Here is a 26,805-nt window from a genome sequence, read left to right on the forward strand (position 1 = left end):
AGCCTTGACGACGGCGTCTGCCGATGCGCGCCCGTGCTGGAGCAGCAGCTGCTCGGTCTGCTGTGGCGAGAGCCACACATACTTGGGTACTAAGTCATGCATACCCATGTATCCACCGCCATTACCAACGCATGACAGACAGCGCCGACCGGATCTTTAAACTCGCCCCATGGCCACACTTCAGCAGTGGGCCTGCATCGCGCACAGGTCAGTCAATCCGGCGTCAACGCCGACACCTCCTCCTTTGGACTAAAAAACATGAGTGCATCTCAAAAGGTCGTCATCGTTACCGGCGCGTCACAAGGCATAGGAGCTGAAGTCGTGAAGGCGTTCCGCAACCTCGACTACCGTGTCGTTGCGACGTCCCGTTCGATCAGGCCGTCGGACGACCCGAACATCCTGGCGGTCGCTGGGGATATCGGCGATCCGGCGACGGCACAGCGCGTTATTCGCGAGGCTGTCGCGCGATTCGGCCGGGTCGATACGCTGGTGAATAACGCCGGCATCTACATTGGCAAGCCGTTCACCGAGAACACCCTGGAAGACTTCAACGCCGTCATGAACGTGAACATGGCGGGCTTCTATCACATCACCCAACTGGCCATCGCTGAAATGCAAAAGTATGGGCGCGGCCATGTGGTGACCGTCACCGGCAGTGTAGAGAACGGCATCAGCGGCGCGCATACGGCCCTGGCGGCGCTGACCAAGGGCGGCTTGAACGCCGTGACCCGGTCGCTGGCGATCGAATACGCCCGGCAAGGCATCCGCGTCAACGCGGTTGCGCCGGGCATCACCAAGACGCCCATGCACAATGAGGCATATTACGAGATGCTGGGCAGCCTCCATCCGCTGGGGCGCATGGGCGAAGCGAGCGAAATCGCCAGCGCCATCCTGTTCCTCGATTCGGCGGAGTTCATTACCGGAGAAATCCTGCACGTCGACGGCGGTCAGAGCGCCGGTCGGTAACGGTTGCGAACAGAGTCCTTTGCGGCCATCGCGAAGGACTCTGCCAGTGACAATGGCATGCTCCCCACTATTTGGAGCAATGGGTCACCGCCTTGATTCAGGTCCGAATCGGATTTGCTTGAGGGACCGAGTAGACGCCGGAGGGTAGTGTTGATACCCCTTGCCTACCGTCCGCTTTGGGTCGATTTCAACCCTGACGCATAGGAATGTACCCTCCAGGACGATCCCTCACTTCTTGTCATCGGCTTCTTTTTTAGTCTTCCAAGCCTCGCGAACCGTCTTCGCCTGGGCGATGAGTGTGTTCATGAGCTCCGTTGACGTACTGATCCCTGACTTCTCGCTTGACGTGTTCGCCCCACAAGCGGAATGCATGTCAACCTTCCCCTTTTGGGGAAACTTGATGGTCTGGATGAAGTTTGGGTCCGCCACAGTCGTTGTGAATTGCTTACCCGTAAGGGGTGCGCTGGTGAACGTGATCGTCGCCGTGCGACACGCCGAATAGATCATGATTTCCTGGGGATTATTGATCTGAGCAATGAAGGCATCCCTTGCTATTGCGTCGCCCGGCAATGAACCGAATTGAATGTCGAAACGTACGGGATCAACACACGTGCGCTGAATAGACCCATGGCGGGCGCTGGGGTCGGCGGCCTTGGATTTAGTCGCATTCAGGAACTCTTCGGTGTCAATTGCCAGGGGCAGTTCTGCCGGCATGGGTATGCACCCCCCTTCACCGCCAGGTGGAGCGGTTGCGACTGCAGCCATAATCACAGAGACAGCAATCCCGGCAACGCTTTCGATCATCTTGGTACGGTTGTCTTCGATTTCGGTACCGACCGACTCAAGCAGATCGGTGTTGTCGCGCTTTTTCACCATCAAGTGCGTCTTGATGCCCATTGAATCAGAAGGTCGAATCATGAAACTGACCTTCGAGGGATCGCCATTTGCACCGGCTTCGGCTGGCGTAGACGTGAGACTCAGCCCTGTTTTTTTGTCAGGATCGGAGTACGAGGCATAGAGAATGGACTTGGGCAGGGTGAACTTGGTCAACCCTTCAAAATCACCGGGATAGTTGGGGCCGTTGTGAGCAACTTCGTATTTCACAGTGGGTTGGCCGGAGCATCCGGCGAGTATTGAAGCTGCAACGGATGTAGCCAGCAGCAGAGGAACGCGCATGGGGATTTATCCTTCGTTGAGCATTCGGTGGCGGGCACTTCCGCACCCATCCATGGCACATTGCCATTTCTACCCTAGCCAGTGACGGCCGGGGCGTCCAATGCATATGGCAATCTGCCAGACGGTCAGTCCGGATTAGCTCTGGTGAGCTAATTTTCATTGTGTGCAGTTACCTCAAACGCGCATATGGAGAATGTCATGGTTGACCAAGCTGCTGGCGTCTTACCTGCCGATCCGTTTCGTTTAAAGCGCCCGGAGCAACAGGGCATCGCCAAAGACCCCAGGGTTCATGTATACGGAAAACACGAACAAATAATCTGTGATACCGAATCTCGCGGTTATAAACGCAACCCCGCAGAACTGCAGCTCAACGCTACTGAAGGTTTCATTCCACTTTGGAGCGAAGGTTCAATTCTCAGATGGAGATTCCAGGAGCAATCACTTTCAAACTTCGAGTCGCCCAACGAAGTCAAAGCCAAAATTGAAGAGCTTTTCGCTCTGGCACTGGAGGCTTGGGGAGATGCAGTTCCCGTTAGTTTTACGAGGGATGATGACGCTTGGGATTTCCAGATCGTCGTCCAGGAGGTCGAACGGTGCAACGCAGCCAGGGCCTGCGTTTTGGCAAGCGCCTTCTTCCCTGATGCCGGTCGTCATGACCTGGTGATCTATCCAACACTCTTCAAGCAGGATCTATCTGAGCAGATAGAGACGATAGCCCATGAGCTGGGTCATGTGTTTGGCCTCCGCCATTGGTTCGCCCCTCAGAGTGAACCGGACTACCCGGCGGAGCCCTTCGGCTCACAAGATCGAAGGTCGATCATGAACTATGGCCCCGACAGTCAGCTCACCGAGAAGGATAAACAAGACCTTAAAGACCTTTATTCACGTGCTCGAAGTGGAAAACTCAAAGAAATAAACGGTACAGCTATCCGTTTGGTCACGCCGTTCCATACCCTGCGAGAGCTGGCGAACAGCGTCATTTTCAAATGACACCAACCTGGCCCTGGCCATAAAGGGTAATGCCATGATCCATGGCATAACGCACCGATACCATCAGACAGGTGACCATCGATCTCAGGTCATCGAAAGTGCCTGGCTCGTAGCAGATCCGGAGCAGTCTTTTTCAGCAGACTGCTCAGGACAGCTGTGCACGCTACAACCCCCAGTGAGGCAGGCCTGATGGACGAACTCAATGAATCGAACAAGCACCTGGAGCAAGTCCGTCAATCCCGTCTCTTTCGCTGGGCGCTCATCTTGCAATGGCTGGGGCTCGCCTTGTTCCTGCTGGCGGTAGGCCTGGCGCTGTTCACCAACCTCCTCCATGAGATTCGTGGTGTCATCCTCATCGCCGTGCTCGGCATGCTCGGTTTACTTTCGCTGGTGCCGGCGCGGTTCATTCTGACCGTACAACTGATGACACCCCATGGCATCAACAAGACCGGCCTGAGCAAAAAGCCACCCGAGCATTGAAGCCTTACCAACCACTCGTCCTGCCTGCCAGGCCCGGGCATTGCGCGAAGTTCTCTCCAGTGAGCATGGCATGCCCCCCGTTCGAGATCGTCAGGCAGGCGCGTCATTCACTCGCGCGGCTTAGCCCAAAACTGTTGGGCCAAATTGTGCAGTGCAGTGGTGAGTCGTGCCACTTCACTTGCGCTCTTGCGATTGTTTTGCCCGGTACTGACATTCGAATCGGCGGCGTCGCGGATGCTGCCGATGCTTCGATGAATGTTTTCACTCACGGCGCCTTGCTGCACGACCGCTGCGGCAATTTGCGTATTCATCCTGGTGATTTCGCTGACCCGTTGACCAATGCCTGCCAGTGCATTGGCCGCTTGCTGGGCATAACTGACGCTCGATTGTGCCTGTTCACGACTCTTCTCCATGACTCCGACCGCAGAGCGGGCACCTTCCTGCAACACGTTGATCATTTGCTGAATATCCGCAGTGGATTGCTGCGTACGGGCGGCAAGGCTTCGCACCTCATCGGCAACAACCGCGAATCCCCGGCCTTGCTCTCCGGCACGAGCGGCTTCAATCGCTGCATTGAGTGCCAGCAAATTGGTTTGCTCGGCAATTGCACGAATCACCTCCAGCACGGTGGAAATTTCGTTGCTGTGATTTTCCAGCTCATGAATCACTTGTGTGGCCTGTTGAACCTCTTCTTCAAGTTCGCTGATGGATTCACTGGTCTGGGCGACCAATTGCTGCCCTGCGCGAGTTTCGTGGTTGGCTTTTTCCGCAACATTGGCCGCATTCTGGGCATTGCTGGCAACTTCCTGGACTCTGTCTTTCAACTGATTGATCGCCACTGCAATCTGGTCCGTTTCGGTCTGCTGATCGAGGGTCAACGCATTGCTTTCCTCGAACTGCCTGACCAGGTTCTGGGTGTAGTTCCCCAATTGGTTGGCTGCATCATTGATGCGACCAATCACTGCTTCAGTTTCTGCCTGCCTCATGCGCAGGGCAAAATCAATCTGACCGAACTCGTCCAATCGCCCACTGTAGAGCCGTTGGCTCAAAGGGTTATCGGCAACGTCCCGCGCTTTTCCGACAAGCGCACCGAGTGGCTTCAGAAACCTCGCGATACAGATCGAACTGACTCCGCTGCACAATCCCGCCGCCAGCAAAGCACTGCCCAGCGGCAAGGAGCACAAATTGGATGCCCCCACGGAACCCAGGAGAATGATCAGACTGACCGTCAAGGAAAGTTTTGCACTCAGGCCCAATGACGGTCGCCGGATCAGCGACTTATCGCCCGCTCGCAACCGACTGTAGAGCCGCTCCGCCGCCAGTACCGATGCCGGGTCGGGCTTGGTTCGCACGGACTGGTATTCCACGGTCTGACCGTTCCTGCGGATGGGAGTGACATAGGCACTGACCCAGTAATGATCGCCATTTTTGCAGCGATTTTTAACCAGGCCCATCCAGGAGCGCCCTGCTTTCAAGGTCCCCCACATGTGCTCGAAAGCGGCGGCGGGCATGTCGGGATGCCTGACGATATTGTGACTCTGTCCTTGCAGTTCAGCCTCGGTAAAGCCGCTGATTTTGATGAAGTCCGAGTTGACGTAGGTAATGCAACTCTGTGTGTCCGTTGTTGACAGGATGTTGATACTTTGCGGGAGTTCGAGATTTCGTCCCGTTACAGGTAAATTTTGTCGCATTGCAGTTCCTGGATACAGTTTCAGTAGCCGCATCCGTGCTGCATTAAGCGACGGTTTTCAGTTAAGCCTCAGTAGAACCTTTTAGGAGCATCCTCCATCGGCAATTAACAAAACGTCTTTCCTGTATCGCAATCTATATCCTGAACCATTGATCGTTACGATCAGGCAATCCTTAAAGTGAGATTGATCCAGCTCACCTTGTGTAAGTAACAGCCTCTGAAACAACGCCAGTACCTCGTCTCGATCTGACACCAACGACTCAAGACGAACTACGCCCTGCCCGCTTCGAACCGGTCTGCCCAAAACACCGCCATGGCAGCATCGCGGTGTTTGTCCTGCCCGGATAACCAGCAACCCCACTCTCTTCGAGGGGTACTGGCCTTCAACCCGCGTCGATAGCATTCAGTCAATTCGTGCACACGTTTGCACAGCATTGAAAAGCGACCGGAGCACAGGACATGAAGCGCGACAGCACTGCCGGGAATGCACCGACACAAGCCGTGCGTGTTACCGCCAGGGACCTCGCGCAACGTATCGGGGTCGCCACATCCACCGTCACTCGCGCCTTCGATGCGAACTCACGCATCTCCGCCAAGTTACGCGAGCGCATCCTGGCCATCGCCGATGAGTCGGGCTATCGCCCCAGTGCCATCGCCCGATCGTTGAACCAGCGCAAGACCGGCATCGTCGCGCTGGTGGTGGGCGATATGGCCAACCCCTTCTACCCCGCACTCCTTGAAGAGTTCTCCCTGAAACTGCGGCAGACAGGTCGGCAATTGCTGCTCTTCGTCGTGCCACCGGGCGGCGACGCGGACGAAATGATGCCGCACCTGTTGCAGTACCAGGTCGATGCCATCGTGGTGACGGCGGCGCGGCTGTCTTCGCACATGGCAGAGCTGTGCGCGCGCCAGGGTGTTGCGGTGGTGTTCATGAACCGTCGGGTCGAGGACCCGACGGTCTGGTCGGTGTTCTGCAATAACCAGCACATGGCCGCCGAGGTGGCCAACTATCTGGTGGGACAACAGCGTCGGGCCTGTGCCTTTGTGTCCGGCGATCCGGGCATTTCCACCAGCGCTGACCGCCTGTGCGGCTTCGAACAGGGCCTGGCCATGCACGGCCAGCGCCTGATGGCGTGCGTCCAGGGCGGGTACACCTACGAAGGCGGGCGTGAAGCGGCGGCGCGGCTGTTCAGCGCCGGCCAACCGGCCATCGACGCGGTGTTCTGCGCCAACGACGTGATGGCCCTCGGCGTGCTGAGTCATCTGCGGATGAACACCACCCTGCGCATACCCGAAGACGTCGCCGTGGTCGGCTTCGACAACATCCGTGCCGCGGCCTGGCCGGAAAACGACTTGACCACCGTGCACCAGCCCGTCAGCCAGATGATCGATTGCGCCATCGACTTGCTGGGCGAAGGTCGCCCGGACACCAGCGTCATCCAGGCACTGCACGAGCTACCCGGTCGACTGGTGATTCGATCCTCCGCGTAGCGCCTCCCACCCCCCATAAAAACAATTGTCAGCCCTGACATCCCAAGGAGACTTTCCCGTGATCCAACAGCTCAAAAAAGGTCAATCCGCCCAAACAAAAGCGAGCAATCAAGCCCAGGTGCGCTTCACCGTGGAAAGCATCCTCGCCGACATCGAACAGCGCGGAGATGCGGCGGTGCGCGAGTACTCGGAGAAGTTCGACCGCTGGGCCCCCGACAACCTGCGGTTGACCCAGGAGCAGATCGAAGCGTGCATCGCCAGCCTGCCCCAACAGACGCTTGACGATATCAAGTTTGCCCAGGCGCAGATCCGGCGTTTTGCCCAGATCCAGAAGGATTCGATGCACGACGTCGAGGTCGAAACCCTGCCCGGTGTCGTGCTCGGTCATCGCAACATCCCGGTCAACTCGGTGGGTTGCTACATCCCCGGCGGCAAGTACCCGTTGATCGCCAGCGCACACATGAGCGTACTCACCGCCAAGGTGGCCGGCGTCAAACGCGTGATCGCCAGTGCCCCGCCGTTCGAAGGCAGGCCGTGCCCGGAAATCGTGGCGGCCATGCACCTGGCCGGTGCCGACGAGATCTATTGCCTTGGCGGTGTGCAGGCCGTGGCCGCCATGGCCATCGGGACCGAGAGCATCGTCGGCGTGGACATGATTGTCGGCCCGGGCAACGCCTATGTGGCCGAGGCCAAGCGTCAGCTGTTCGGTCGCGTCGGTATCGATCTGTTTGCCGGCCCGACCGAAACCCTGGTGATCTGCGATGACACCGTGGATGCGGAACTGGTCGCCGTCGACCTGCTGGGCCAGGCCGAGCACGGGCCCACCTCCCCCGCCTATTGCGTGACCACCAGCAAAACAATCGCAGCGGAATTGCCGGCCGCCATCGAACGGGTGCTTTCGCGCCTGGACACCGCGCCGGTCGCCAGCGTGGCCTGGAATGACTTCGGTGAAATCTACCTGTGCGACACCGATGAAGAAGCCCTGGAAGTCGCCGAACGCCTGTGCTCCGAACACGTGCAGGTGATGACCCGGGACCCGGACTGGTACCACGATCGCATGACCCGCTACGGCGCCCTGTTCCTGGGTCACCGCACCAATGTCAGCTATGGCGACAAGGTCATCGGCACCAACCATACGTTGCCGACCATGGGTGCCGGTCGCTACACCGGCGGGTTGTGGGTCGGCAAATTCATCAAGACCCACACCTACCAGCGCGTGCTGACCGACGAGGCCAGCGTGATGATTGGCGAATACTGCTCCCGGCTATGCGGTTACGAACACATGTCGGGCCACAAAGAGCAGGCGGATATCCGCGTGCGCCGCATGAAGCAGGAGGCGTGAAGCCATGAGCAAACCCGTACCGCACCCACGCAACGCCTATCGTTACCTGCGCGATATCACCACGCGCTGGATGGACAACGACGTCTACGGACACGTCAACAACGTCATCTACTACAGCTGGTTCGACACCGTGGTCAACGGCTGGTTGCTGGAACAGAACCTGCTCGACTTCGAGCAGTGCCCCACCGTTGGCCTGGTGGTCGATACCCATTGCAGTTACTTTTCGTCCATCGCTTTCCCCGACCTGGTGCGCGCCGGCCTGCGCGTGGCCAGCCTGGGCACTTCCAGCGTGCGCTACGAAGTCGGCCTGTTCGCCAACGACAACACCGAGGCGTCGGCACAGGGGCATTTCGTCCACGTTTACGTCGACCGCGTGACGCGTCGGCCAGTGCCGCTGCCCGCGCAATTGCGCCGCGCGCTGGAAAGCCTCGAGGTGGCGTCATGAAGCACCTCGGCAAACTCGTCATGGCCTGCGTCATGCTGGCTGCCCCGCTGGCACAGGCCCAGACCGCCAAACCCAACATCCTGGTGATCTGGGGCGACGACATCGGCTGGCAGAACGTGAGTGCCTACGGCATGGGCACCATGGGCTACACCACGCCGAATATCGACCAGATCGGCATGGAGGGCATCCGCTTCACCGACCACTACGGACAGCCCTCCTGCACGGCCGGCCGGGCGGCGTTCATCACCGGCCAGTATCCGATTCGTTCCGGCATGACCACCGTGGGCCAGCCGGGCGACAAGCTCGGCCTGCAAGCCGCCTCGCCCAGCCTCGCGGAGGTGCTGAAACAGGCCGGTTACAGCACCGGCCAATTCGGCAAGAACCATCTGGGCGACAACAACCCCAACCTGCCCACGGTGCATGGCTTCGACGAGTTTTTCGGCAACCTGTATCACCTCAACACCGAGGAGCAGAGTGAGTACACGGACTACCAGAATTTCGCCAGACAGTATCCCGGCGGTCCGCAGGCCTACGCGAAAAAATTCGCTACCCGTGGCGTGTTGCACAGCATCGCCACCGACAAGGACGACCCGACGGTGGACCCGCGCTTTGGCGCGGTCGGCAAGCAGACCATCGAAGACACCGGGCCGCTGACCACCCAGCGCATGGAAGACTTCGACGGCGCGGAAGTGATCCCCCGTGCCATGGACTTCATGCGCAAGGCCAGGAAGGACGACAAGCCCTTCTTCGTCTGGCTCAACACCAGCCGCATGCACCTGTACACCCATCTCAACGACAAGTGGAAACATGCCGCCGCCCCGTACACCCACGAAGACGACATGCAAGGCAGCGGCATGCTGCAGCACGACCACGACATCGGTCAGTTGCTCGACTTCCTCAAGCAGAACGGCCTGGATGAAAACACCATCGTCTGGTACTCGACCGACAACGGCCCGGAACACTCCTCCTGGCCGCACGGCGCGACCACGCCCTTCCGTGGCGAGAAGATGACCACCTTCGAGGGCGGCGTACGCGTGCCCTCAATGCTGCGCTGGCCGGGTGTGATCAAGCCGGGGCAAATCAAGAACGGCATCCAGGCGCACCAGGATATGTTCACCAGCCTGGCCGCAGCGGCCGGCGTGCCGGACGTGGTCGAGCGCATGAAGGAACAGAAGAAGCAGTACATCGACGGCCTCAACAACCTCGATTACTGGACCGGCAAGGCACCGGAAAGCGCGCGCACCAGCCTGTTCTACTACATCGAGAACAAACTCACGGCCGTGCGCATGGGACCATGGAAGATGCATTTCTCGACCAAGGAAGACTACTACGCACCGATAAAGCCCTTGTTCGCGCCCCTGATGTTCAACCTGCGCAGCGACCCGTTCGAGAGCTACGACAGCAATGATTCCTATGGGCACATGATCCAGAAGTCATCGTGGATCTCCGGCCCCATGGGCGAACTGATCGGCGCACACCTCAAGACACTGGCCGAATACCCGCCGGTGCAGGCGGCCAAGACGTTCGACCGGTCGAACCTGGTGCAGGATTTCCTGAGGAGTCAGCAGAAGGCTCAATAAAAGAGCCTGAGGTTGCAGGCTTGCGTTGCACAGACCTGTAGGAGCGAGCCCGCTCGCGAGAAACGTTCGGACAACGCGGGCATTCAGGCAGCACGCGTTATCGTTCACGTCCATCGCGAGCAGGCTCGCTCCTACAAAGGGCAGTGTCGTTCACACAATCCAGGCACGACCATGATCCAGGGTTTTCAGGTGTGTTCCCCATCGCGCCGCTTGCGCGCAACGACAATCGCGTCATACCGACTTGAAACACCAAACTTGAAGAAGATGTTCTTCAGGTTCCACTTCACGGTTTGCAAGCTGAGGTTCAAGGTCAGCGCGATGCGTTTGTTGGACATCGACTGCTCCAGCAGATCGACGATGTCCTGCTCGCGTCGGGTCAGGGACGTTTGTTCGCGGGCCGTCTCAATCAACGCCGACGGTTTTTTATCCGCCTCGATGGGCGGTGCCTCCGGCAGGTCCTGAACCAGCTTTCGGTAATAGTCACCGAGCACCCCATCGTCTGCCAGGTCGAGCTGCGGCAACAGGGACTGGAAGGCTTCGCCCTCATCCAGGAAGGTGCGCACCAGCCCCAACCGATAACCGCTGGCGACCGCCGAATGCAGATATTCCCGGGCTTCGGCGTTGCGCTCCAGTTCAGCCAGGGCAAATGCACGGAGCAATTCGACCTTGACCCGCCATTGCCCCCGGCCAAGTTCACTGGCGTGGCGCTCGACGATATCCAGCGCCTGCAACGCTGCCTCCGGTTGCTGTCGAGCCAGGGCCAGGCGTGCCTTCGAGAAGGCTGCAAGGGTCATGATTTGCCCATCGCAGGAGGACGCCCCCACGGTGATTGCGCGCCAGATCGTCAAGCAGCACCTGCAGCGTCTCGGCATGCCGCCAGTCACCGCACTTCAAGGTGATGCGCAACTGCTCATCGAGCATGCAGGCCGTCCCGCGATCAAGCCCCAGGGCACGGAAATGCTCTTCCTTGCGGACCAGATACTCCAAGGCGTTGCGCGGCGATTCCTGCAGATCCAGCAAGCGGGCATGGCACAACGCAGCGCCGATCATGTAGCCCGGCGTCGAGAAACGCAGAATATCCAGACGATTGGCCAGCACCTCGCGCGCCTCATCCAGACGATCGAGTTCGTAGAACACCTCGGCCACGATCGTCGCGCTCGTGCAGGCGCTGACCGAGCGACGTCCGTGCACGGATTCGGCCTGGGCCAACACCGAAGAGCCCAATCGCTCGGCCTCCAGCACCTTGCCCTCCAACATGACGTTCGTGGCCATGGCCGTCATGCCCATCAAGGCCATTTCATCGTTGCTGTTACGCAAACAGCGCCCGGAGAGGCCATTGAACACGTTGCGGGCCTCCGCGTGACGACCGGAGAGCCCCAGGCACGTAATGGTCATGCCGACACGCACCTGCTCGAGAAAAGGATTGGTGGCAGCCTGATCGACCGGCAGGCTCAACAAGGTCAGGCAACCGGTTTCATCATCCCCGTGCATGGCCAGGCACGCTTTGAGCAATTGCACCTGATAGGCCCATTGCGGCGCTTGCGGGACGCTTTCAAACGCCGTTATCCACGCCTGTGCCTTGCCGGTCAGCACCGTGAGCAGTGCGCCCCAGATGCCCAGCAGCATCAACGAGGGGTGCCGGGTCAACTCAAGCAATGGCACCTGTTCGAGCCAGCGCATGAACTGGCTCAAATGACTCACACTGCGATACGACGGCTGCACGCGCTCCAGCAACTGCACGACCACCGTGAAATCGTCGCAGTGCAGCGAATGGCGCAGTGACTCGGGCACCAATCCGGCCTGTTCGAACCAGGTGGCAGCGCGCCTGTGCAACTGCGCGATATCGGTCCCGGAGGCCTGCAAGCGCTGGGTGAGAAATTCGACAAACAACGGATGCAGCCTGTACCACTGATGCACGCCCGGCACATCCACCGGCTGTATGAACAGGTTGCGTTCCTCCACCGCCGCAATCAATTCCGTCGCCCGCGCAGAGCCGGTGACATGCGCGGCGACATCGACATTGAAGCGCCGCAGAATGGAAATTTTCTGCAGGAAGTCGAACAGTTCTGTTGGCAAATCCGCGACCACGTCTTCGGACAAATAGGCTCTGAGAGCAGCGCTGTCGGGTAGCAGTGCCGTGCCCTTGACCCCTTTTTTCGGGTTGGCCTTCAAGGCGATGGACATCAGTTGCAGACCGATCGGCCAGCCATCGGTCAGGTCGTGGATGGCATGCGCGGCGTCCAGGTCGACCCCCTGATCCAGGTGCGCCTTGAGAAAGGCCAGCGACTCCGCGAAGTTGAACGACAGGCCCGCGCAATCCACTTCGCAGAGCTCGCCCATGGCGCGCAGGCGCCCCAGCAACAATGGCGGGGTGGTGCGCGATGCCAGGACCACATGCAGATGATGCGGCGCATCGTCGATCAACGTATGCATCAACTGGGCGATGCGCACATCCACCGCATGCTGGAAATCATCGAGCATGACGTACAGCTCGCCGTTCACCCTGGCCAGGGCATTGATCAGCAGCGAAGCCATGGCCTGGATGTTGATGGCTTCCGGTCCGGCCAACAGCAGCAGGTCGCCATCCAGAGGCAAGCCAGCCTGACGCAAGGCACCCAGCAAACTGGCGCAAAACGACTCCAGCATGCCGTCGTCCGGCGACACCGACAGCCAGGCCACCTGATCGCCATTTTTGATCAACTGCTGGCGCCACTGCGCCATCAGCGTGGTTTTGCCAAACCCCGCGCTACCGGTGACCAATTGCAGACGGCAGTGTCGCTCTCGCTGCAGCTTCTCCAGCAAGTGTTCGCGGGTCACCGCCTGGCTGCCGATTCGCGGAGGAGAGAATCGGGTGGTGGTCAGCAATGAGTGGGTGTTCATGTATGCGTACTCGGTTCAAGCGGTACTGAGCACGCCGTAGGCCCAGAACGGTTATTGCCATGCGCGTGGCCACGCATGGCTCGCGACGCAGGGAAGCCTAGCCAGAATCGGTCGCCTGACCTATCGCTCAAACGGATTAGATTCGATTGCCGTTTGCAATCGGACACGAAAAAAAACGCGCCCTGTAGGAGCGAGCTTGCTCGCGATGGACGCCCGATCAACGCGTTCATTCAGACAGCCAGCGTTATCGTTGACGTCCATCGCGAGCGAGCTCGCTCCTACAGGGGAACGCGTGTATTTGTGGTCAGGCGATATTGCGACCGTGATTGGCCCAAAACGGTTCGCGCAATTCGTTCTTGAGGATCTTGCCCACGGTTGAAAGCGGCAGGGCCTGGCGGAACTCGACGCTGCGCGGGCACTTGTAGCCGGCGATGCGCGTGCGGCAATGGGCGACGATCTCCTCTTCGGTGGCCACGGCTTCAGGCTTGAGCACGATCACCGCATGCACCGTTTCACCCCATTTCTCACAAGGGATGCCGATGACCGCGCTTTGCGCCACGGCCGGATGGCTGGCAAGGGCATTTTCCACTTCGGCGGAGTAAATGTTCTCACCACCGCTGACGATCATGTCCTTGAGCCGATCGACGATGTACACGAAGCCTTCCTCGTCCATGTAGGCCCCATCACCGGTGTGCATCCAGCCGTCCTTCAGGACTTGCGCCGTGGCGGCCGGATTGTTCCAGTAACCGAGCATCACGTTCGGGCCGCGTACCGCGATTTCGCCGACGGTGCCCCGTGGCACTTCCCGGCCGTCGCCGTCGACGATTTTCAGTTCGACGCAACTGATCGCCCGTCCGGCCGAATACATCTTGCCGCTGGCCTGGTGCTCGACGCTGTGGTACTGCGCATCGAGCATCGTGCCGCCGGTGGTCAGCTCGGTCATGCCATAACCCTGAAAAAACCGAGCGGTGGTGAAAGCCTCGCAGGCACGGTCCAGCAGCACAGGGGAAATCGGCGAAGCGCCATAGATGATGTTCTTGATCGAACTCAGGTCCAGCGCGGTCAAGGCCGGTTTGGCGTCCCGCGCATCCAGCATCATCTGGATCATGGTCGGTGCGAACATGGCGTCGGTCACGCCTTCCTGGCTGATCAGCTCAATCGCGGCTTCACCGCTGAAGGCCGGCAGCACGACATGGGTGCCGCCGCAGATGAACATGCCGTACATGCCGGAAAAGTCCGCCAGGTGGAACATGGGCATCGCATGTAAAAACTTCGCGTCGCTGCCGTAAAAGCCCTTGCTCAGGCTGGCCAGGGAGGCGAATGCCAGGTTGTCATGGCTGATCATCACGCCCTTGGGGAAACCGGTGGTGCCGCCGGTGTAGAAAATGCCCAGCAAGGCATCGCCGCTGCGACGCACATCCTCGATGGCCTCGGCCTCGGCCAGCAGGGCTTCGTAGGACAGCATGCCGTCCGGGGTTGCGTTATCGCCGGCATAGATGACATGGCGAATGGTTTTGGCCTGGCGGGCGATCATGGCGCCCATGGTGCTGAAGGCGTCGTCGACGATGAGGATGGTCGAATTCGAATCGTCCAGGGAGTAGACGATTTCCATCACGCTCCAGCGGGTATTGACCGGGTTCAGTACGCCGTCGGCCCAAGGTACGCCGAGGCTGTACTCGATGTAGCGCTGCGAATTGCGCGACAGCATGGCGACGCAATCACCGCTCGCCAGACCGAGTGTCTTCAACGCACCGGCCAGGCGGGCAACCCGCTCGCCCAGCGCGGCAAATGACAGGCTGCGGCCCTGATAGCGGATGGCGGTTGCATCCGGGCGCTGCTGCATGTGTCGGTGCAATCCTTGGGTGATGTACATCTGAGCCTCCAGAATCTTGTTGTTATAAGTAAAGCAGCTGCCTTTTGTGGTGCGGCAAAAAACCCATTGTGGGAGCGAGCCTGCTCGCGAAGGTCGTTAACGAATACGCGTTTTTCCTGCTTAAACGCGGTGTTCTGTAGTCCTTCGCGAGCAGGCTCGCTCCCACATAAAGCACCCTGCGGGGTTAGAGCGAACGCCCCACCAGCTCACGCTGGATTTCGTTGGCGCCACCGTAGATGCGGGCGACGCGCGCGTCGGCGAACATCCGGGCAATCGGGTATTCGTTCATGTAACCGAAGCCCCCGAAGAACTGCAGGCAGCGGTCCATGACCTCGCCCTGACGGTCGGTGAGCCAGAACTTGCCCATCGACGCCGTGGTGGTATCGAGGGTGCCATCGACCCAGCGCTGGATGATCAGGTCGCCGAAGGTCCGCGAAGCGGTGACCGTGGCCTTCACATCCGCGAGGGTGAAACGGGTGTTCTGGAAGTCCAGGATCGCCTTGCCGAAGGCCTTGCGTTCCTTGGTGTACTCAACGGTCAGCGCCAGGGCGCGTTCCATGGCGGCAACGGCCTGGATGGAGATTTCCGCGCGCTCGTAAGGCAGCTGTTGCATCAACTGATAGAAGCCCTGCCCCTCGACGCCGCCCAGCAGGCAATCGGCCGGCACTTCGCATTCGTCGAAGAACATCTCCGAGGTGTCCTGCCCCGGCAGGCCGACCTTGTCCAGGCACTGCCCACGGACGAAGCCCGGTGTCCTGGTGTCGACGATAAACAGCGAGATGCCCTTGGAACCCTTGGCTTCCAGATCGGTTTTGGCGATGACCACCACCATGTCACTGTTCTGGCCGTTACTGATGAAGGTCTTCGAGCCGCTGATGACGTATTTGTCGCCCTTCTTCACCGCGCGGGTGCGCACGCCTTGCAGGTCGGAACCGGTGCCCGGCTCAGTCATGGCGATGGACGTGATGCACTCGCCGGAAGCGATTTTCGGCAGCCATTGCTGTTTCTGCGCTTCGGTGCCGCTGGCCAGGATGTAGTGACCGACGATGTGGTTGATGCTCAGGGCGATGCTCATGACGCCGGCATAGGTCAGCTCTTCCATGGCCACGGCGTAGTGCGCCGGGGTGCCATCGGCGCCGCCGTACTCCGAAGGCATGTCCGGCAGGATCATGCCCATCTCGCCGCAGGCCAGCCAGGCCGAGCGATCGGAACGGTGTTGTTCGCGCCACTTGTCTTCCTGGGGCACGAGCTGTTCGCGCACGAAGCGGCGAATGCTGTCACGGAAGGCGCCAAGGTCTGCGTCCATCCAGGGGGATGTGTAGTTTTCCAGTTGCATGACAAATCTCCTCAAAGGATCAGACGGTGCCGAGGCCGCCGCCGCAGACCAGGACCTGGCCGGACACGTAGTCCGATTCCGGGATGCAGAACAGATACACGGCGCCAGCCGCTTCATCCGGGGTGCCCGGACGGCCCAGCGGACACATCTGCTTGCCGGCTTCGATGGCCGCGGCCTGAATGCCCACCTTGATCTCGCGACCTTCGATGTTCACGGTCTTGCTTGCATCGCCGGCCAGTGCCTGGGTCATGCGGGTTTCGATGTGACCGTAGGCCACGGCATTGACGTTGACCTTGTGACGACCCCACTCCTTGGACATGGTCTTGGTCATGCCGAGGATCCCCGCTTTGGCCGTCGAATAGTTGGCCTGACCGGCGTTACCGGCAGCGGCGATCGAGGAGATGTTCACCACCTTACGATGCACCACGCGACCTTCGGCGGCTTCAGCCTTGGCGGCTGCACTGATCACCGGATAGGCCGCGCGCAGGATGCGGAATGGCGCGGTCAGGTGGCAGTCGATGATCGCGTACCACTGCTCGTCCGACATCTTCTGGATGACGTTATCCCAGGTGTAACCGGCGTTGTTGACGATGATGTCGATGCCGCCATAGTTGTCGACGGCGGTCTTGATGAAACGGTCGGCGAAATCGACGGCGGTCACGCTACCGACGCAGGCGACGGCCTCGCCACCGGCCTCACGGATCTCTGCTACCACTTCTTCGGCCGGGCCGGCGTCCAGGTCGTTGACCACCACGCGGGCGCCGTCAGCGGCGAGTTTCAGGGCGACACTGCGTCCGATGCCACGGCCGGAGCCGGTGACCAGCGCTACTTTGCCTTCAAGCTTTTTCATTGTTCGATACCTGTGTTTCTTGTTTTGTGTTTGTGAGTGGAAAGCCGGGGTTCAATCGGTTTTCAGTTCGCCATTCAGTTCAAGCGCACGACCGCTTCGCCCACCAGCTTGTCTTCGCCGAACTGATTGCTGCACTTGATTTCCAGGCGCACGAGGCGCTCGCCGTTCGCTTCGAATTTCTGTGCCACCCGCCCCGTCAGGTGCGGGATATGGCCGATCTGGGTGATACCGGTGAAACGCACCGCGAGCTTGCGGATCTGCGGTTGCGGCACCCAGCTGGTCAGCAGCCGACCGAGGTAGGCCGCCGATAACATGCCGTGGGCAAACACGTCCGGCATGCGTGCCTTGCGGGCGAAATCGATGTCGATGTGGATCTCGTTGTGATCGCCCGATGCACCGGCGTAGAGCGCCAGCATCGTGCGATTGATCGGGCGCAGCTTCATCAGCGGCACCACATCGCCTTCCTGCACGTCGCTGAACTGCGGGGCGGTTTTCTGGGGTTGGGACATGGGTAACTCCTCAGCGCTGCACGAGTGAAGAACGAAGATCGGCGATGTGTTCGCCGTCCTGGTTGGTCACGCGGGTTTCCTGCACCACGAATTGCAGGGCCCCGCCCTTCTTCTCGTACACGTCGGCAATGCGCGTATCGAACGTCAGCACGTCGCCGGCAAAGGCCATGCGGTGATAGTTGAACTCCTGCTCGGCATGCAGGATGCGGCCCAGGTCAAAACCCATGACGTCTTCGACGATGGCTTGGGGATTGCGGCCTTCGCTTTCCAGGCACAGCAGGAAAGTCGGCGGTACCGGCAGTGCCTTGTAGCCGGCGGACTTTGCCGCTGCTTCATCGGTGTAGACCGGATCGGTTTCGCCAATGGCCTTGGCGAAGAACCGCAGGCGCCCCTTTTCCACTTCACTGGTGGTGACGCCCAGGGAACGGCCGATCAGACTCTTGTCTGCCATTTCTATTGATTCCTGTTGGTGATCAGGTCACCGCGTACCCCTTGAGGTACGCGGCCCACAGTGAGGTCAGCCGCGACCGAAAAGCGTGACGACGCCGGCGCCGCCCAGGCCGAGGTTGTGCTGCAACGCATGCTGCAAACCTTCGACCTGACGGGCGCCAGCGCTGCCGCGCAGCTGATGGGTCAGCTCGAAGCACTGCGCCAGCCCGGTGGCCCCCAACGGGTGCCCCTTGGACAGCAGACCACCGGACGGGTTGACCACCACTTGACCGCCGTAGGTGTTGTCGCCATCCATCACGAATTTCTCGCCACCGCCGACCGGGCAGAAGCCCAGGCCTTCGTAGGTCAGCAGTTCGTTGTGCGCGAAGCAGTCGTGCAGTTCGCAGACACGGATGTCCTCGGGGCCGACGCCGGCTTTTTCGTAGACTTCGTTGGCGGCCTGGCGGGTCATGCCGACGCCGACCACGCTGATCATCGAAGGCGGATCGAACGCGTCCGGTTTATCGGTGGCCAGTGCCTGGGCGAGGATGGTCACGTCGGTGCGCAGGCCGTGTTTCTTGGCAAAGCGCTCGGAGACAATGATCGCCGCCGCGCCGCCGCAGGTCGGCGGGCAGGCCATCAGACGGGTCATCACCCCTTCCCAGACCACCTGGTCGGCCATCACTTCTTCCGTGGTGACCACCTTGCGGAACACCGCCAAGGGGTTGTTGGCGGCATGACGGCTGGCCTTGGCGCGGATCGCCGCGAAGGTTTGCATGCTGGTGCCGTATTTCTCCATGTGCTCTTTACCGGCGCCGCCGAAGAACATCAGCGCGCCCGGCATGCCGACGCCTTCGGGAAAGGCGGCGGCGGAAGCATCGAAGCCTTTGCCCATGGTCAGGGGACGGTCGGTCCAGAAATTTTTCAGTGCACCGGGCTGCATCTGTTCGAAGCCGAACGCCAGCGCGCAATCGACGGCGCCGCTTTCCACGGCCTGGCGCGCCAGGTACAGCGCGGTCGAACCGCTGGCGCAGTTGTTGTTGACGTTGATCACCGGAATCCCGGTCATGCCGACTTCGTACAAGGCCGACTGGCCGCAGGTGGAGTCGCCATAGACATAACCGGCGTAGGCCTGCTGCACCAGGTCGTAGCCGATACCCGCATCCTGCAGGGCGTGACGTACCGCCTGCGCCCCCATTTCGATGTAGGAACCGCTCGCGCCAGGCTTGGCAAACTGAATCATGCCGACGCCGGCTATGTAGGTTTTCTGTGACATCACGTTCTCCCCGGGGTTGATTGACGGAGCGTGGGTCGTCTCACGAGCCCGCTGCTCCATGACGTCATGGTTGCGTACCAACCCTCGGGCTGTATCCCGCTCACAGGGAGTGGGATGGGGTGGGATTCCCGTCTGCCAAAATACAAAACCTGTAGGAGCGAGCTTGCTCGCGAAAAACCCAAGTGCGCCGCTGGGCATCTGGATTTGCGCGTTATCGTTCACGACCTTCGCGAGCAAGCTCGCTCCTACAGGGGGGCTATCAGGCAATCGCACCCGCCGCCCGCAGCTCGCCGATCCGCCCATCGTCCAGCCCCAGCTCGCGCAGGATGTCGAGGGTGTGCTCGCCGTTCTTCACCACCCTCCCCGCCGTTGCCGGCGTGCGACTCAGGCGCGGAGCCGGTGCGGGGTGGGTCACGCCGTTGGTCTGCATGAAGGTGCCTCGCGCCTGATGGTGCGGATGCTCAGGGGCTTCGTTGAAATCCAGCACCGGGGCGAAACAGACGTCGGTACCGTCCAGCAACTGGCACCACTGATCCCGCGTGCGGGTGAGGAACATGGCTTCGAGCTTGCTGCGCAATGCCGGCCATTGCTGACGGTCCCACTGGCGCTCGAACGCCGGATCGTCGATCTGGCAGAGTTCCATCAGCAGTCGGTAGAACTGCGGTTCGATGGAGCCGATCGAGACAAATCCGCCACCGGCACAGGCGTAGCAACCATAAAAAGGCGCGCCGCCATCGAAGATGTTTTCCCCGCGACCGCGCCACTCTCCGCTCTGCTTGAACTCGTAATACATGGTGCTGAGCAGCGCGGCGCCGTCGGAAATGGCCGCATCCACCACCTGCCCCTTGCCGGATTTCTGCGCTTCCAGCAGCGCACTGACAATGCCGAACGCGAGGAACATCGCGCCGCCGCCCATGTCGCCCGCCAGGTGCAACGGCGGTGTCGGCTCGCGATCGGCATGGCCCATGGCATGCAGCGCGCCGGTGATGGCGAGGTAGTTCAGATCGTGGCCGGCAGAGAGCGCCCACGGCCCCGTCTGGCCCCAACCGGTCATGCGCCCGTAAACCAGGCGCGGGTTGCGTTGCAGGCACTGCTCCGGCCCCAGGCGTTCCATGACCCCCGGTCGAAAGCCCTCGACCAGCACGTCGGCGCCTTCGATCAGTTGCAGCAAGACGTCAATCGAACCGGGCTTGCGCGGGTCAATCGCCAGGCTGCGTCGGCCCCGACTGATCACGCTGCCGTCGCCATTGAGGAAGCCTGACACCAACCGGTCGACCCGAATCACTTCGGCGCCCATATCGGCCAACAACATGGTGGCAAACGGGGCCGGCCCGATCGCGTTCATCTCGACTACCTTCACACCTGCCAGTGGTCCTGCCATCGCTTATCTCTCTCATTGTTGGATGCATGGCTGCAGCGCAAGCAAATCGGCTCGCAGCGCGCAACAGGCTATCCAGCCCGGCAGGCGGGACAATCGCTCAAACGAGTGAAGTTCCGCCCGCCAGCCTGACCGCTTGCGCAAGGCGGCCTTGCCACCAGACAGGGGCGTGGCAATATGCGACGGACAAGAACTTCGAAAAAACGGGTCAGTCAGGCTGCAAAAAAAGCCTGTGGGAGCGAGCCTGCTCGCGAAAGCGGTCTGTCGGCCGACTCGATAGTGACTGGCACCACGCCTTCGCGAGCAAGTCGAATCGTCGCACCGCCGCCCCCACAAGGTCGTGATGTTCAAGCCCTTGACTGATCAGCAAGCACGCAACGCCCGCTGGAGAAATACATGCCTGACCGCCCGGACCTGTTGGCCCGACTGACCCTCGTCCCGCCCCTGAACGACACGCTGGATGATCGGTCTGCGGTGGGCACTGCTGATGCGAAGCTGCATGCCTCGCGCATCCATCCGGAGAAATTTCGCGTACCCGGAACGGCGGCCAGTCACCTGTCGCGTGTTCATTTGCTGGATCGAATGGACAGCCCGCAGAACGCCCGACTGATCCTCGTCGAAGCCGCGGCGGGCTTCGGTAAAACCACGCTGCTGCTTCAATATCGCGAGCGTTGCCTGGCCCGCGGACGCCGGGTGCTGTGGTTGACGCTGGATGCCGCCGACAATGAGCTGCGGCGCCTGTCGGCCCACCTGCATGTCGCCTTGCAGGGGCTCGGCGCACCTGCCGATAGCGAGAAACCCACCGATTTCAGTCCCCAGGCGCTGCTCGACAAACTGGGGAGACTGGACCAACCCTTTGCGATTTTTCTCGACGATTTTGAAACCCTGGAATCCGCCCCCGCACTGGATTTTGTCCGGCAACTGCTGACGGTCCTGCCTTCCTGCGGATTGCTGGTCATTGCATCGAGAACCACGCCGGATATCGCGCTGGGCCGTTTGCGAGCCCACGGGCAAATGCGCGACATCACCACCGATGCCCTGCGCATGAGCCTGGCCGAAACCACGACTTTCTTGCGCGACAAGTGCAGCCTGTCGCTTGAAGATGCAGAAATTGCCACGTTGCAGCAGCGCACCGAAGGCTGGATCACCGCACTGTACCTGAGCACGCTGTCGCTGCGCGGGAGGACAGCCCCGGCGGATTTCGTGGCGTCGCTTTCAGGCGCAAACCTGGAGCTGGCCGATTACCTGGCCGAGGATATCCTGGGGCGGCAAACCGATGAATGCCGGCAGTTTCTGCTGAACAGCAGCGTTCTCGGACGCTTCTGTGCCGCGCTGTGCGATGCAGTGACAGGGCGTCACGACAGCCAGGCCATGATCGACTATTTGCAACGGGCCAATCTGTTCATTCAGCCAACGGACGAACAGCATCGCTGGTTCCGCTATCACCCGCTGTTCGCCGACTTCCTGCGCCGTGCCCTCGAACGCCATTCGCCCGGGCAGGCAAAAAAACTGCACGCCATGGCTGCCCGCTGGTACCTCACGGAGAATCAGCCGGCCGCCGCGATCGAGCACTATTTGCTGGCGGGTGACGCTGACAACGCGAGCCGGCAGATCGACCGGCATCTGGACGCGTTGATCGATGCCGGTCGGCTGCGCTGGCTGCTGCGCTGGTTCGAACAGATTCCTGACCGCGTACTCGATGGTTACCCCCGGCTGATCCTCGCCCATGCCTGGACACTGGTGCTCGATCATCGCTATCAGGACGCCATGCAATGGGTTGAGCGCCATCGCGACACTCAGGAGATGGGCACTATTCGCTGCCTGTTGCAGGTGTTCACCGACCAGATAGACGCCGCGTATGCCACGGCCCTGGCCGAGATTGAACAGGTGTCGCCGCAGGACGTCTTGCAGTACGGCATGCTCGCCACCACGCTGGCCTACTGCATGGTCGCGACCGGTCACTTCGAACAGGCGCGGGGCTTGTTGACCCGGATGGTCAGCCAGGGTGCGCAGAACCGCTCAATACTGGTCGACAGCATCGCCGTCTGCGTCGAGTGCATTCTGGACTTGATCCTGGGACGGCTGGAAAGCGCCGTTGCCCGCCTGCAGGCTGCCAGTGAAGCTCAGGCTCAAAGGCTCGAAGGCAAATGGGCAGGCGGCAGGCCCTCGCTGGATACCCTGCGCGCGATGGCCCGGTATGAACAGGATGCACTCGTGCAAGCCCGGCAGCTGCTCAGTGATATCCCCGCCTACGCCCTCGACAGCGGCGGACCGGATCCGCTGATCGTCCGGCATGTACTGCTCGCCCGCATCGCCTACCAACAGGGTGAGCGCGCCGTCTGGGTGCAGCACCTGGCTGAACTCGAACAACTGGGTCGGCGCAGCGGTTCGCTGCGTATTCTCAGTGCAGCGTGGCTGGAACGTGCCCGCATCGCGACACTGGAAAACCGTCTGGACATCGCTGCACAAGCCCTGCATCACGCCGAACTGGCGGGGAGTTGGGAACGTCCCGACCTGGTGCTGCACACCTGCGATACCGATACCCATTTCATCGCGCGCCAGCGACTGCGCATCGCCAGCGGTGAATTCGCCACAGCGGCCACGGCGCTGCAACCGGCCATCGCCGAGGCCCTGGAACGTCAACACCACCGACGGGCGTTGAAACTGCGCTTGCTGCATGCCCTGGCACTGGACGGCCTGGGTCGAAACAAAGAGGCGCTGGACACCCTCACCCCGGCCCTGCGCCTGGCCAGCGACGAAGGCTTTCGCCGTACCTTTATCGATGAAGGCCCGGCCGTGGCAAAACTGCTGCAGCGCTGGGCGGTGGCCTTCAAGGCGCAATGCAAGAGCCTGGGCATCGCCCCGGAGTTCCTGACTGATTTGCTGCAACGCAGTGCCACCCAGGGCACCCAGGGCACCCAGGCCGAGGCAGCTGTCGACGAAGAGGACACGCCACTGACCACCCGCGAATTCCATGTCATCCGGCTGCTGGCCGCCGGCAACCGCAACCGGGCCATCGCCGAGCAGATGCACTTGTCCGAGCACACGGTCAAAACCCACTTGCGCAACATCAGCGCGAAACTGGGCGCCCAGAGCCGCACGGAAGTCATCGCTATCGCTCGCGCCAAGGGATTGCTCGATTGATGGGTATCAGGCCAGCACGCCCATCGCCTTGGCTCGCATTACGGCCTGGGTGCGGCGCTTGACCCCCAGTTTGTGGTTGATGTGAACGGTGTGGGCCTTGACGGTGTTGAGCGAAATAAACAACTGATTGCTGATTTCCTGATTGGACAATCCTTGCGCCACCAACTCCAGCACGCAAACTTCCCTCGGCGTCAGGTCCAGCCCGGGGCGTGGGGTGGAGACAGGCTCCTGCCGAGGGTTTGCCAACAGATTGAAGGGTGCCAGCGGTACTTCTGCACCAGCGGATACCACGCCGGATTCAGCATTGGCCCGCGCCAATGCGGCCTGCACTTCCCTGGTCAGGCTGCCGAAGCGCCGGCGTTCGCAATCCGCCAACAACGTCTCCAGGCGCTTGCGCGCCGCTTCAGTTTGACCGGCACCTTGTTCACCCAGGGCAACCATCAGCTCGATGCGTTGGCGCAACGAAGGCGCATGCAGCGGCGGAAGCTGTGGCTTATCGCCCTGGACGCAGGCCCGGGCCGCCAGTGCCATCGGCAGCAATCGCGTCCACGCCCCTTGTCGTGCCAGCAAGCGCAAGTTCTGGTAGAGGATGATCGCCTGATAACAGTTTTCCTTGATTTTCGCGCACTGCATGGCACGCGTCGCCGCGCTCAAATGGGCCTGTGCCTGTTCAAAGTCACCGCGACAGGCCTGCACTTCCGATAATCCGATCAGCGCGTGCAAGGTGTAGGGGTCGCCACTTTCCGTGCCGTGATCGAGGGCCATGCCCAGTGCCTCTTCGCTGGCATCCAGATCACCGCGCAGCAGGTACAGCTCGCCCTGCAACAACTGCAATCGGCCCAGCAACAAGCTGTGCCGGCCACTCAACCGGGTGATCAGGAGCAGGCATTCCTTCACCAGCATCTCCGCTTCCAGCCACTCGCCGCCGAGTATCAATTGACGGATGCGATCGGCATTGATCAGCACTTCGCTGGCCAGGCAACCTTGATGACGCGCCAGGGCCAGGCAGGACTGCAACAATCGCTCGGCCTGCTCGGTGTTGCCGGCGGCCATCGACACTCGCGCCAGGGTGGAATAACACAAAAATGACGATTGCCAGTCGCGCAATTCCAGGTGCTGCAAGGCGGATTCGCAGTGCTCGAATGCGCCCTCGGCGTTGCCCAGCAACCCCTGCAGCGTGCCCTCCAACGCCTGCCAGTTGGCCAGAATGCGCACGTTGACCGACGCCTTGGGCTGCGGCGAAATCCTCGCCAGTCGAGCGATGCACGCTTGCGCTTCGTCCAACCGCCAGCTGCTGAGCAACGCCCGGGCATTCATGTAGATCAGGTTTGGCGTGCACTCGAGCAAACGCAGCGGCAAGCGGGCCCGCCAATCGAGCCAGGTGAACAGGTTGCGCTCGATCAACAGCCAATCCAGCGTCAGGCGCTCCATGTAGCAGGCCGCCACATCGACGTAACCGATGGACAGCGCCAGTTCGATGGCCTCGTCGACAAACCCGTCATTGCATAACAGGCGACAGGCGCTCAACCGCACCTGGCTGACACCCGCGGCATTCAGCTCCCCCAACAGCGCCTGGGCCACGGCGGGCAACAGACGGTACCAGTGCGCGTCGCTGTCCAGCGGCTCAAAGAACGACTGCGATTGCAGCAAGCGACGAAAGACACTCCCGGCATCGATGTCCGGCCACAACTGCTGACACAGCGTCGTCGACACCCGTGGCAAATGTGCGATGCCCAGCAGCAGCTTGCGCTCATCGGCGTCCACCCGCGCCAGGAGCTCGCCGCCCAGGTAATCGCGCATCCATAACTCCCCTGCCCGCTCATGGCGACCTGCACCGTTGAGCAGCAGGAAGGTACCGGCGCACCAGCCGTGGGTCTGGCGCCACAGCTTTTCCCGCGCCGCCGGCTCGGCTGCCGGCACCCGCCACTCGACCACGCGCTCGAACTCCTCGCGGTCAAAGGCCAACTGCCCGGCACCGAGCTCAAGCAATTGCCCCTCCAGCAGCAATCGCGCGAGTTTCCAGCTCGGCCGTTGCCGGCAGCTGACCCAGAGCTGGACCTGTCCTTGCGAACGAAGCAGCCGGTCAAGCCACTGATCGAGTTCGGGACAGGATTGCGCCGGATAGTCATCCAGCACCAGCCACCAGGCGTCTTCGCTGCGCTCCAGCCACGTCAGCAGCGTCAACGGATCACGGGCGTCGACCTGAAGACCCGTGGCCAGTCGCTGGCAAAATTGCGCCAGCGTCAGCGCGTGCCCTTCCAGATCAAGCCATACGCACCGTTCGGGCCTGCTTTGACGCACGCACTCATTGATCAACGCCGTCTTGCCATAGCCCGCCGGCGCACACAGCAGACGCAGACGCTGGGCACCGGCGAGCAGTTCGTCGAGCAGGCGCGGGCGTGGCAGGTGATGCGCCCATTGTGAGGTGCGCGCGCCGACAACCTGGGTTTCATCCCGACGCGTCATTGAAAGGAGCATGGGCTCGCAGCCCTCCTGAAATCGACCATGGCCCGGCCACCCATCGCCTGAAATGCGCGGTGGGCCCCCGGACAAGAATTCGGGCCATCTTCGCGCGCGTGGAAGGGGCTACCCATCCGTCATTCGAGGTATTTCACTAACGACTGCATGTCTTTGCGATGAAAGGTTTGTGTTAGAGCGGTGTGCATATCCGTTTCTTCGGTAACGGCGGCTATTGGTTCCGCCCTTACGGCGGGTTACTTGGAAAAGCGCCAAGTAACCAAGCGCTTTCGCCCCTGACGTACGGCCCTTCGCTGAGGCTCAGGGTTCCCTCGCTCCGGTCCTGCTTCGTGGGCCCGCCGCCATCGGCCATCCATGGCCGGTGGCGGCTAGCCCGGCATCCATACAGCCGACCTGGTTAGGGCCTGTCTGTGATCCAACTGTGGGAGCGAGCCTGCTCGCGAAGGGGCCGGGTCAGTCAACATTTATGCTGAATGACACACCGCCGTCGCG

Annotated in this window: 20 protein-coding genes and 1 pseudogene; 8 read left to right on the forward strand and 13 right to left on the reverse strand. The window is 61.0% G+C overall.

What is annotated here, in order from left to right:
* Nucleotides 1-258 precede the first annotated feature (258 nt).
* The gene (locus tag HNQ83_RS24525) at nucleotides 259-966 is read left to right on the forward strand and encodes an SDR family NAD(P)-dependent oxidoreductase (protein WP_175391338.1); all 708 of its coding nucleotides are present in this window, start codon (nucleotides 259-261) and stop codon (nucleotides 964-966) included.
* Between the two features lie 228 nt (nucleotides 967-1,194).
* Here HNQ83_RS24525 and HNQ83_RS24530 read toward each other — a convergent pair whose 3' ends face one another.
* Nucleotides 1,195-2,142, reverse strand: coding sequence for a hypothetical protein (locus HNQ83_RS24530; RefSeq protein WP_175391339.1), 948 nt, complete (start codon nucleotides 2,140-2,142; stop codon nucleotides 1,195-1,197).
* A gap of 198 nt (nucleotides 2,143-2,340) precedes the next feature.
* Here HNQ83_RS24530 and HNQ83_RS24535 point away from each other — a divergent pair, with 198 nt between their 5' ends.
* Nucleotides 2,341-3,132 carry a reprolysin-like metallopeptidase gene (locus HNQ83_RS24535; protein WP_178132090.1) on the forward strand — a complete coding sequence of 264 codons (792 nt, stop codon included), beginning with the start codon at nucleotides 2,341-2,343 and terminating at the stop codon, nucleotides 3,130-3,132.
* A gap of 189 nt (nucleotides 3,133-3,321) precedes the next feature.
* A complete protein-coding gene (locus HNQ83_RS24540) occupies nucleotides 3,322-3,612 on the forward strand; it encodes a hypothetical protein (RefSeq protein WP_175391340.1) in 291 nt (96 codons plus the stop codon).
* Nucleotides 3,613-3,719: 107 nt separating this feature from the next.
* On the opposite strand, the gene HNQ83_RS31730 is transcribed toward HNQ83_RS24540, so the two are convergent.
* Nucleotides 3,720-4,598, reverse strand: coding sequence for a methyl-accepting chemotaxis protein (locus tag HNQ83_RS31730; RefSeq protein WP_372241930.1), 879 nt, complete (start codon nucleotides 4,596-4,598; stop codon nucleotides 3,720-3,722).
* A 27-nt stretch (nucleotides 4,599-4,625) separates the two neighbouring features.
* Nucleotides 4,626-5,336 (reverse strand): annotated as a pseudogene (locus HNQ83_RS31735) (PAS domain-containing protein); the annotation flags it as partial.
* Between the two features lie 425 nt (nucleotides 5,337-5,761).
* On the opposite strand from HNQ83_RS31735, the gene HNQ83_RS24550 reads away from it, so the two are divergent.
* Genes HNQ83_RS24550 through HNQ83_RS24565 form a run of 4 tightly spaced genes read left to right on the forward strand, consistent with a single transcriptional unit; the run spans nucleotide 5,762 to nucleotide 10,160 of the window.
* Nucleotides 5,762-6,793 (forward strand): LacI family DNA-binding transcriptional regulator, encoded by a 1,032-nt coding sequence (locus tag HNQ83_RS24550; protein ID WP_175391342.1) that lies wholly within the window; start codon nucleotides 5,762-5,764, stop codon nucleotides 6,791-6,793.
* 58 nt (nucleotides 6,794-6,851) lie between these two features.
* Nucleotides 6,852-8,135, forward strand: coding sequence for a histidinol dehydrogenase (hisD, locus tag HNQ83_RS24555; protein WP_175391343.1), 1,284 nt, complete (start codon nucleotides 6,852-6,854; stop codon nucleotides 8,133-8,135).
* Between the two features lie 4 nt (nucleotides 8,136-8,139).
* Nucleotides 8,140-8,580, forward strand: coding sequence for a thioesterase family protein (locus HNQ83_RS24560; protein WP_175391344.1), 441 nt, complete (start codon nucleotides 8,140-8,142; stop codon nucleotides 8,578-8,580).
* A complete protein-coding gene (locus HNQ83_RS24565; RefSeq protein WP_218585555.1) occupies nucleotides 8,577-10,160 on the forward strand; it encodes an arylsulfatase in 1,584 nt (527 codons plus the stop codon). Before HNQ83_RS24560 ends, HNQ83_RS24565 begins: the two co-directional genes overlap by 4 nt.
* A gap of 185 nt (nucleotides 10,161-10,345) precedes the next feature.
* On the opposite strand, the gene HNQ83_RS24570 is transcribed toward HNQ83_RS24565, so the two are convergent.
* The 9 genes from HNQ83_RS24570 to HNQ83_RS24610 all read right to left on the reverse strand — a co-directional run bounded on the left by HNQ83_RS24570 (nucleotide 10,346) and on the right by HNQ83_RS24610 (nucleotide 20,694).
* A complete protein-coding gene (locus HNQ83_RS24570) occupies nucleotides 10,346-10,954 on the reverse strand; it encodes a helix-turn-helix transcriptional regulator (RefSeq protein WP_175391345.1) in 609 nt (202 codons plus the stop codon).
* Nucleotides 10,854-13,040 carry an AAA family ATPase gene (locus HNQ83_RS24575; RefSeq protein ID WP_175391346.1) on the reverse strand — a complete coding sequence of 729 codons (2,187 nt, stop codon included), beginning with the start codon at nucleotides 13,038-13,040 and terminating at the stop codon, nucleotides 10,854-10,856. The genes HNQ83_RS24570 and HNQ83_RS24575 overlap by 101 nt, the downstream gene beginning before the upstream one ends.
* A gap of 304 nt (nucleotides 13,041-13,344) precedes the next feature.
* The gene (locus HNQ83_RS24580) at nucleotides 13,345-14,913 is read right to left on the reverse strand and encodes a long-chain-fatty-acid--CoA ligase (protein WP_175391347.1); all 1,569 of its coding nucleotides are present in this window, start codon (nucleotides 14,911-14,913) and stop codon (nucleotides 13,345-13,347) included.
* Nucleotides 14,914-15,097: 184 nt separating this feature from the next.
* The gene (locus HNQ83_RS24585; RefSeq protein WP_175391348.1) at nucleotides 15,098-16,249 is read right to left on the reverse strand and encodes an acyl-CoA dehydrogenase family protein; all 1,152 of its coding nucleotides are present in this window, start codon (nucleotides 16,247-16,249) and stop codon (nucleotides 15,098-15,100) included.
* Between the two features lie 19 nt (nucleotides 16,250-16,268).
* The gene (locus tag HNQ83_RS24590; RefSeq protein WP_175391349.1) at nucleotides 16,269-17,099 is read right to left on the reverse strand and encodes an SDR family NAD(P)-dependent oxidoreductase; all 831 of its coding nucleotides are present in this window, start codon (nucleotides 17,097-17,099) and stop codon (nucleotides 16,269-16,271) included.
* Between the two features lie 74 nt (nucleotides 17,100-17,173).
* Nucleotides 17,174-17,608, reverse strand: coding sequence for a MaoC family dehydratase (locus HNQ83_RS24595; RefSeq protein WP_175391350.1), 435 nt, complete (start codon nucleotides 17,606-17,608; stop codon nucleotides 17,174-17,176).
* Nucleotides 17,609-17,618: 10 nt separating this feature from the next.
* Entirely contained in the window at nucleotides 17,619-18,059 is a 441-nt protein-coding gene (locus HNQ83_RS24600; RefSeq protein WP_175391351.1) for a MaoC family dehydratase N-terminal domain-containing protein, read from the reverse strand.
* 66 nt (nucleotides 18,060-18,125) lie between these two features.
* The gene (locus HNQ83_RS24605; RefSeq protein WP_175391352.1) at nucleotides 18,126-19,313 is read right to left on the reverse strand and encodes a lipid-transfer protein; all 1,188 of its coding nucleotides are present in this window, start codon (nucleotides 19,311-19,313) and stop codon (nucleotides 18,126-18,128) included.
* Nucleotides 19,314-19,572: 259 nt separating this feature from the next.
* Nucleotides 19,573-20,694: a CaiB/BaiF CoA-transferase family protein gene (locus tag HNQ83_RS24610; RefSeq protein WP_175391353.1), complete on the reverse strand. Its 1,122-nt coding sequence runs from the start codon at nucleotides 20,692-20,694 to the stop codon at nucleotides 19,573-19,575.
* Nucleotides 20,695-21,087: 393 nt separating this feature from the next.
* On the opposite strand from HNQ83_RS24610, the gene HNQ83_RS24615 reads away from it, so the two are divergent.
* Nucleotides 21,088-23,835, forward strand: coding sequence for a LuxR C-terminal-related transcriptional regulator (locus HNQ83_RS24615; RefSeq protein ID WP_175391354.1), 2,748 nt, complete (start codon nucleotides 21,088-21,090; stop codon nucleotides 23,833-23,835).
* 6 nt (nucleotides 23,836-23,841) lie between these two features.
* Here the strand turns inward: HNQ83_RS24615 and HNQ83_RS24620 are convergent, their stop codons facing one another.
* Complete coding sequence (locus tag HNQ83_RS24620) at nucleotides 23,842-26,313, reverse strand: LuxR C-terminal-related transcriptional regulator (RefSeq protein WP_175391355.1); 2,472 nt, start codon at nucleotides 26,311-26,313, stop codon at nucleotides 23,842-23,844.
* Nucleotides 26,314-26,805 lie beyond the last annotated feature (492 nt).

This window comes from Pseudomonas sp. C2B4, from assembly GCF_013359695.1.
Taxonomy (GTDB): Bacteria; Pseudomonadota; Gammaproteobacteria; order Pseudomonadales; family Pseudomonadaceae; genus Aquipseudomonas.

Coding starts and splice junctions, on each gene's coding strand:
- HNQ83_RS24525 (WP_175391338.1), top strand. CDS start 259: ATGAGTGCATCTCAAAAGGTCGTCATCGTTACCGGCGCGTCACAAGGC.
- HNQ83_RS24530 (WP_175391339.1), bottom strand. CDS start 2,142: ATGCGCGTTCCTCTGCTGCTGGCTACATCCGTTGCAGCTTCAATACTC.
- HNQ83_RS24535 (WP_178132090.1), top strand. CDS start 2,341: ATGGTTGACCAAGCTGCTGGCGTCTTACCTGCCGATCCGTTTCGTTTA.
- HNQ83_RS24540 (WP_175391340.1), top strand. CDS start 3,322: ATGGACGAACTCAATGAATCGAACAAGCACCTGGAGCAAGTCCGTCAA.
- HNQ83_RS31730 (WP_372241930.1), bottom strand. CDS start 4,598: ATGAGGCAGGCAGAAACTGAAGCAGTGATTGGTCGCATCAATGATGCA.
- HNQ83_RS24550 (WP_175391342.1), top strand. CDS start 5,762: ATGAAGCGCGACAGCACTGCCGGGAATGCACCGACACAAGCCGTGCGT.
- HNQ83_RS24560 (WP_175391344.1), top strand. CDS start 8,140: ATGAGCAAACCCGTACCGCACCCACGCAACGCCTATCGTTACCTGCGC.
- HNQ83_RS24565 (WP_218585555.1), top strand. CDS start 8,577: ATGAAGCACCTCGGCAAACTCGTCATGGCCTGCGTCATGCTGGCTGCC.
- HNQ83_RS24570 (WP_175391345.1), bottom strand. CDS start 10,954: ATGACCCTTGCAGCCTTCTCGAAGGCACGCCTGGCCCTGGCTCGACAG.
- HNQ83_RS24575 (WP_175391346.1), bottom strand. CDS start 13,040: ATGAACACCCACTCATTGCTGACCACCACCCGATTCTCTCCTCCGCGA.
- HNQ83_RS24580 (WP_175391347.1), bottom strand. CDS start 14,913: ATGTACATCACCCAAGGATTGCACCGACACATGCAGCAGCGCCCGGAT.
- HNQ83_RS24585 (WP_175391348.1), bottom strand. CDS start 16,249: ATGCAACTGGAAAACTACACATCCCCCTGGATGGACGCAGACCTTGGC.
- HNQ83_RS24590 (WP_175391349.1), bottom strand. CDS start 17,099: ATGAAAAAGCTTGAAGGCAAAGTAGCGCTGGTCACCGGCTCCGGCCGT.
- HNQ83_RS24595 (WP_175391350.1), bottom strand. CDS start 17,608: ATGTCCCAACCCCAGAAAACCGCCCCGCAGTTCAGCGACGTGCAGGAA.
- HNQ83_RS24600 (WP_175391351.1), bottom strand. CDS start 18,059: ATGGCAGACAAGAGTCTGATCGGCCGTTCCCTGGGCGTCACCACCAGT.
- HNQ83_RS24605 (WP_175391352.1), bottom strand. CDS start 19,313: ATGTCACAGAAAACCTACATAGCCGGCGTCGGCATGATTCAGTTTGCC.
- HNQ83_RS24610 (WP_175391353.1), bottom strand. CDS start 20,694: ATGGCAGGACCACTGGCAGGTGTGAAGGTAGTCGAGATGAACGCGATC.
- HNQ83_RS24615 (WP_175391354.1), top strand. CDS start 21,088: ATGCCTGACCGCCCGGACCTGTTGGCCCGACTGACCCTCGTCCCGCCC.
- HNQ83_RS24620 (WP_175391355.1), bottom strand. CDS start 26,313: ATGCTCCTTTCAATGACGCGTCGGGATGAAACCCAGGTTGTCGGCGCG.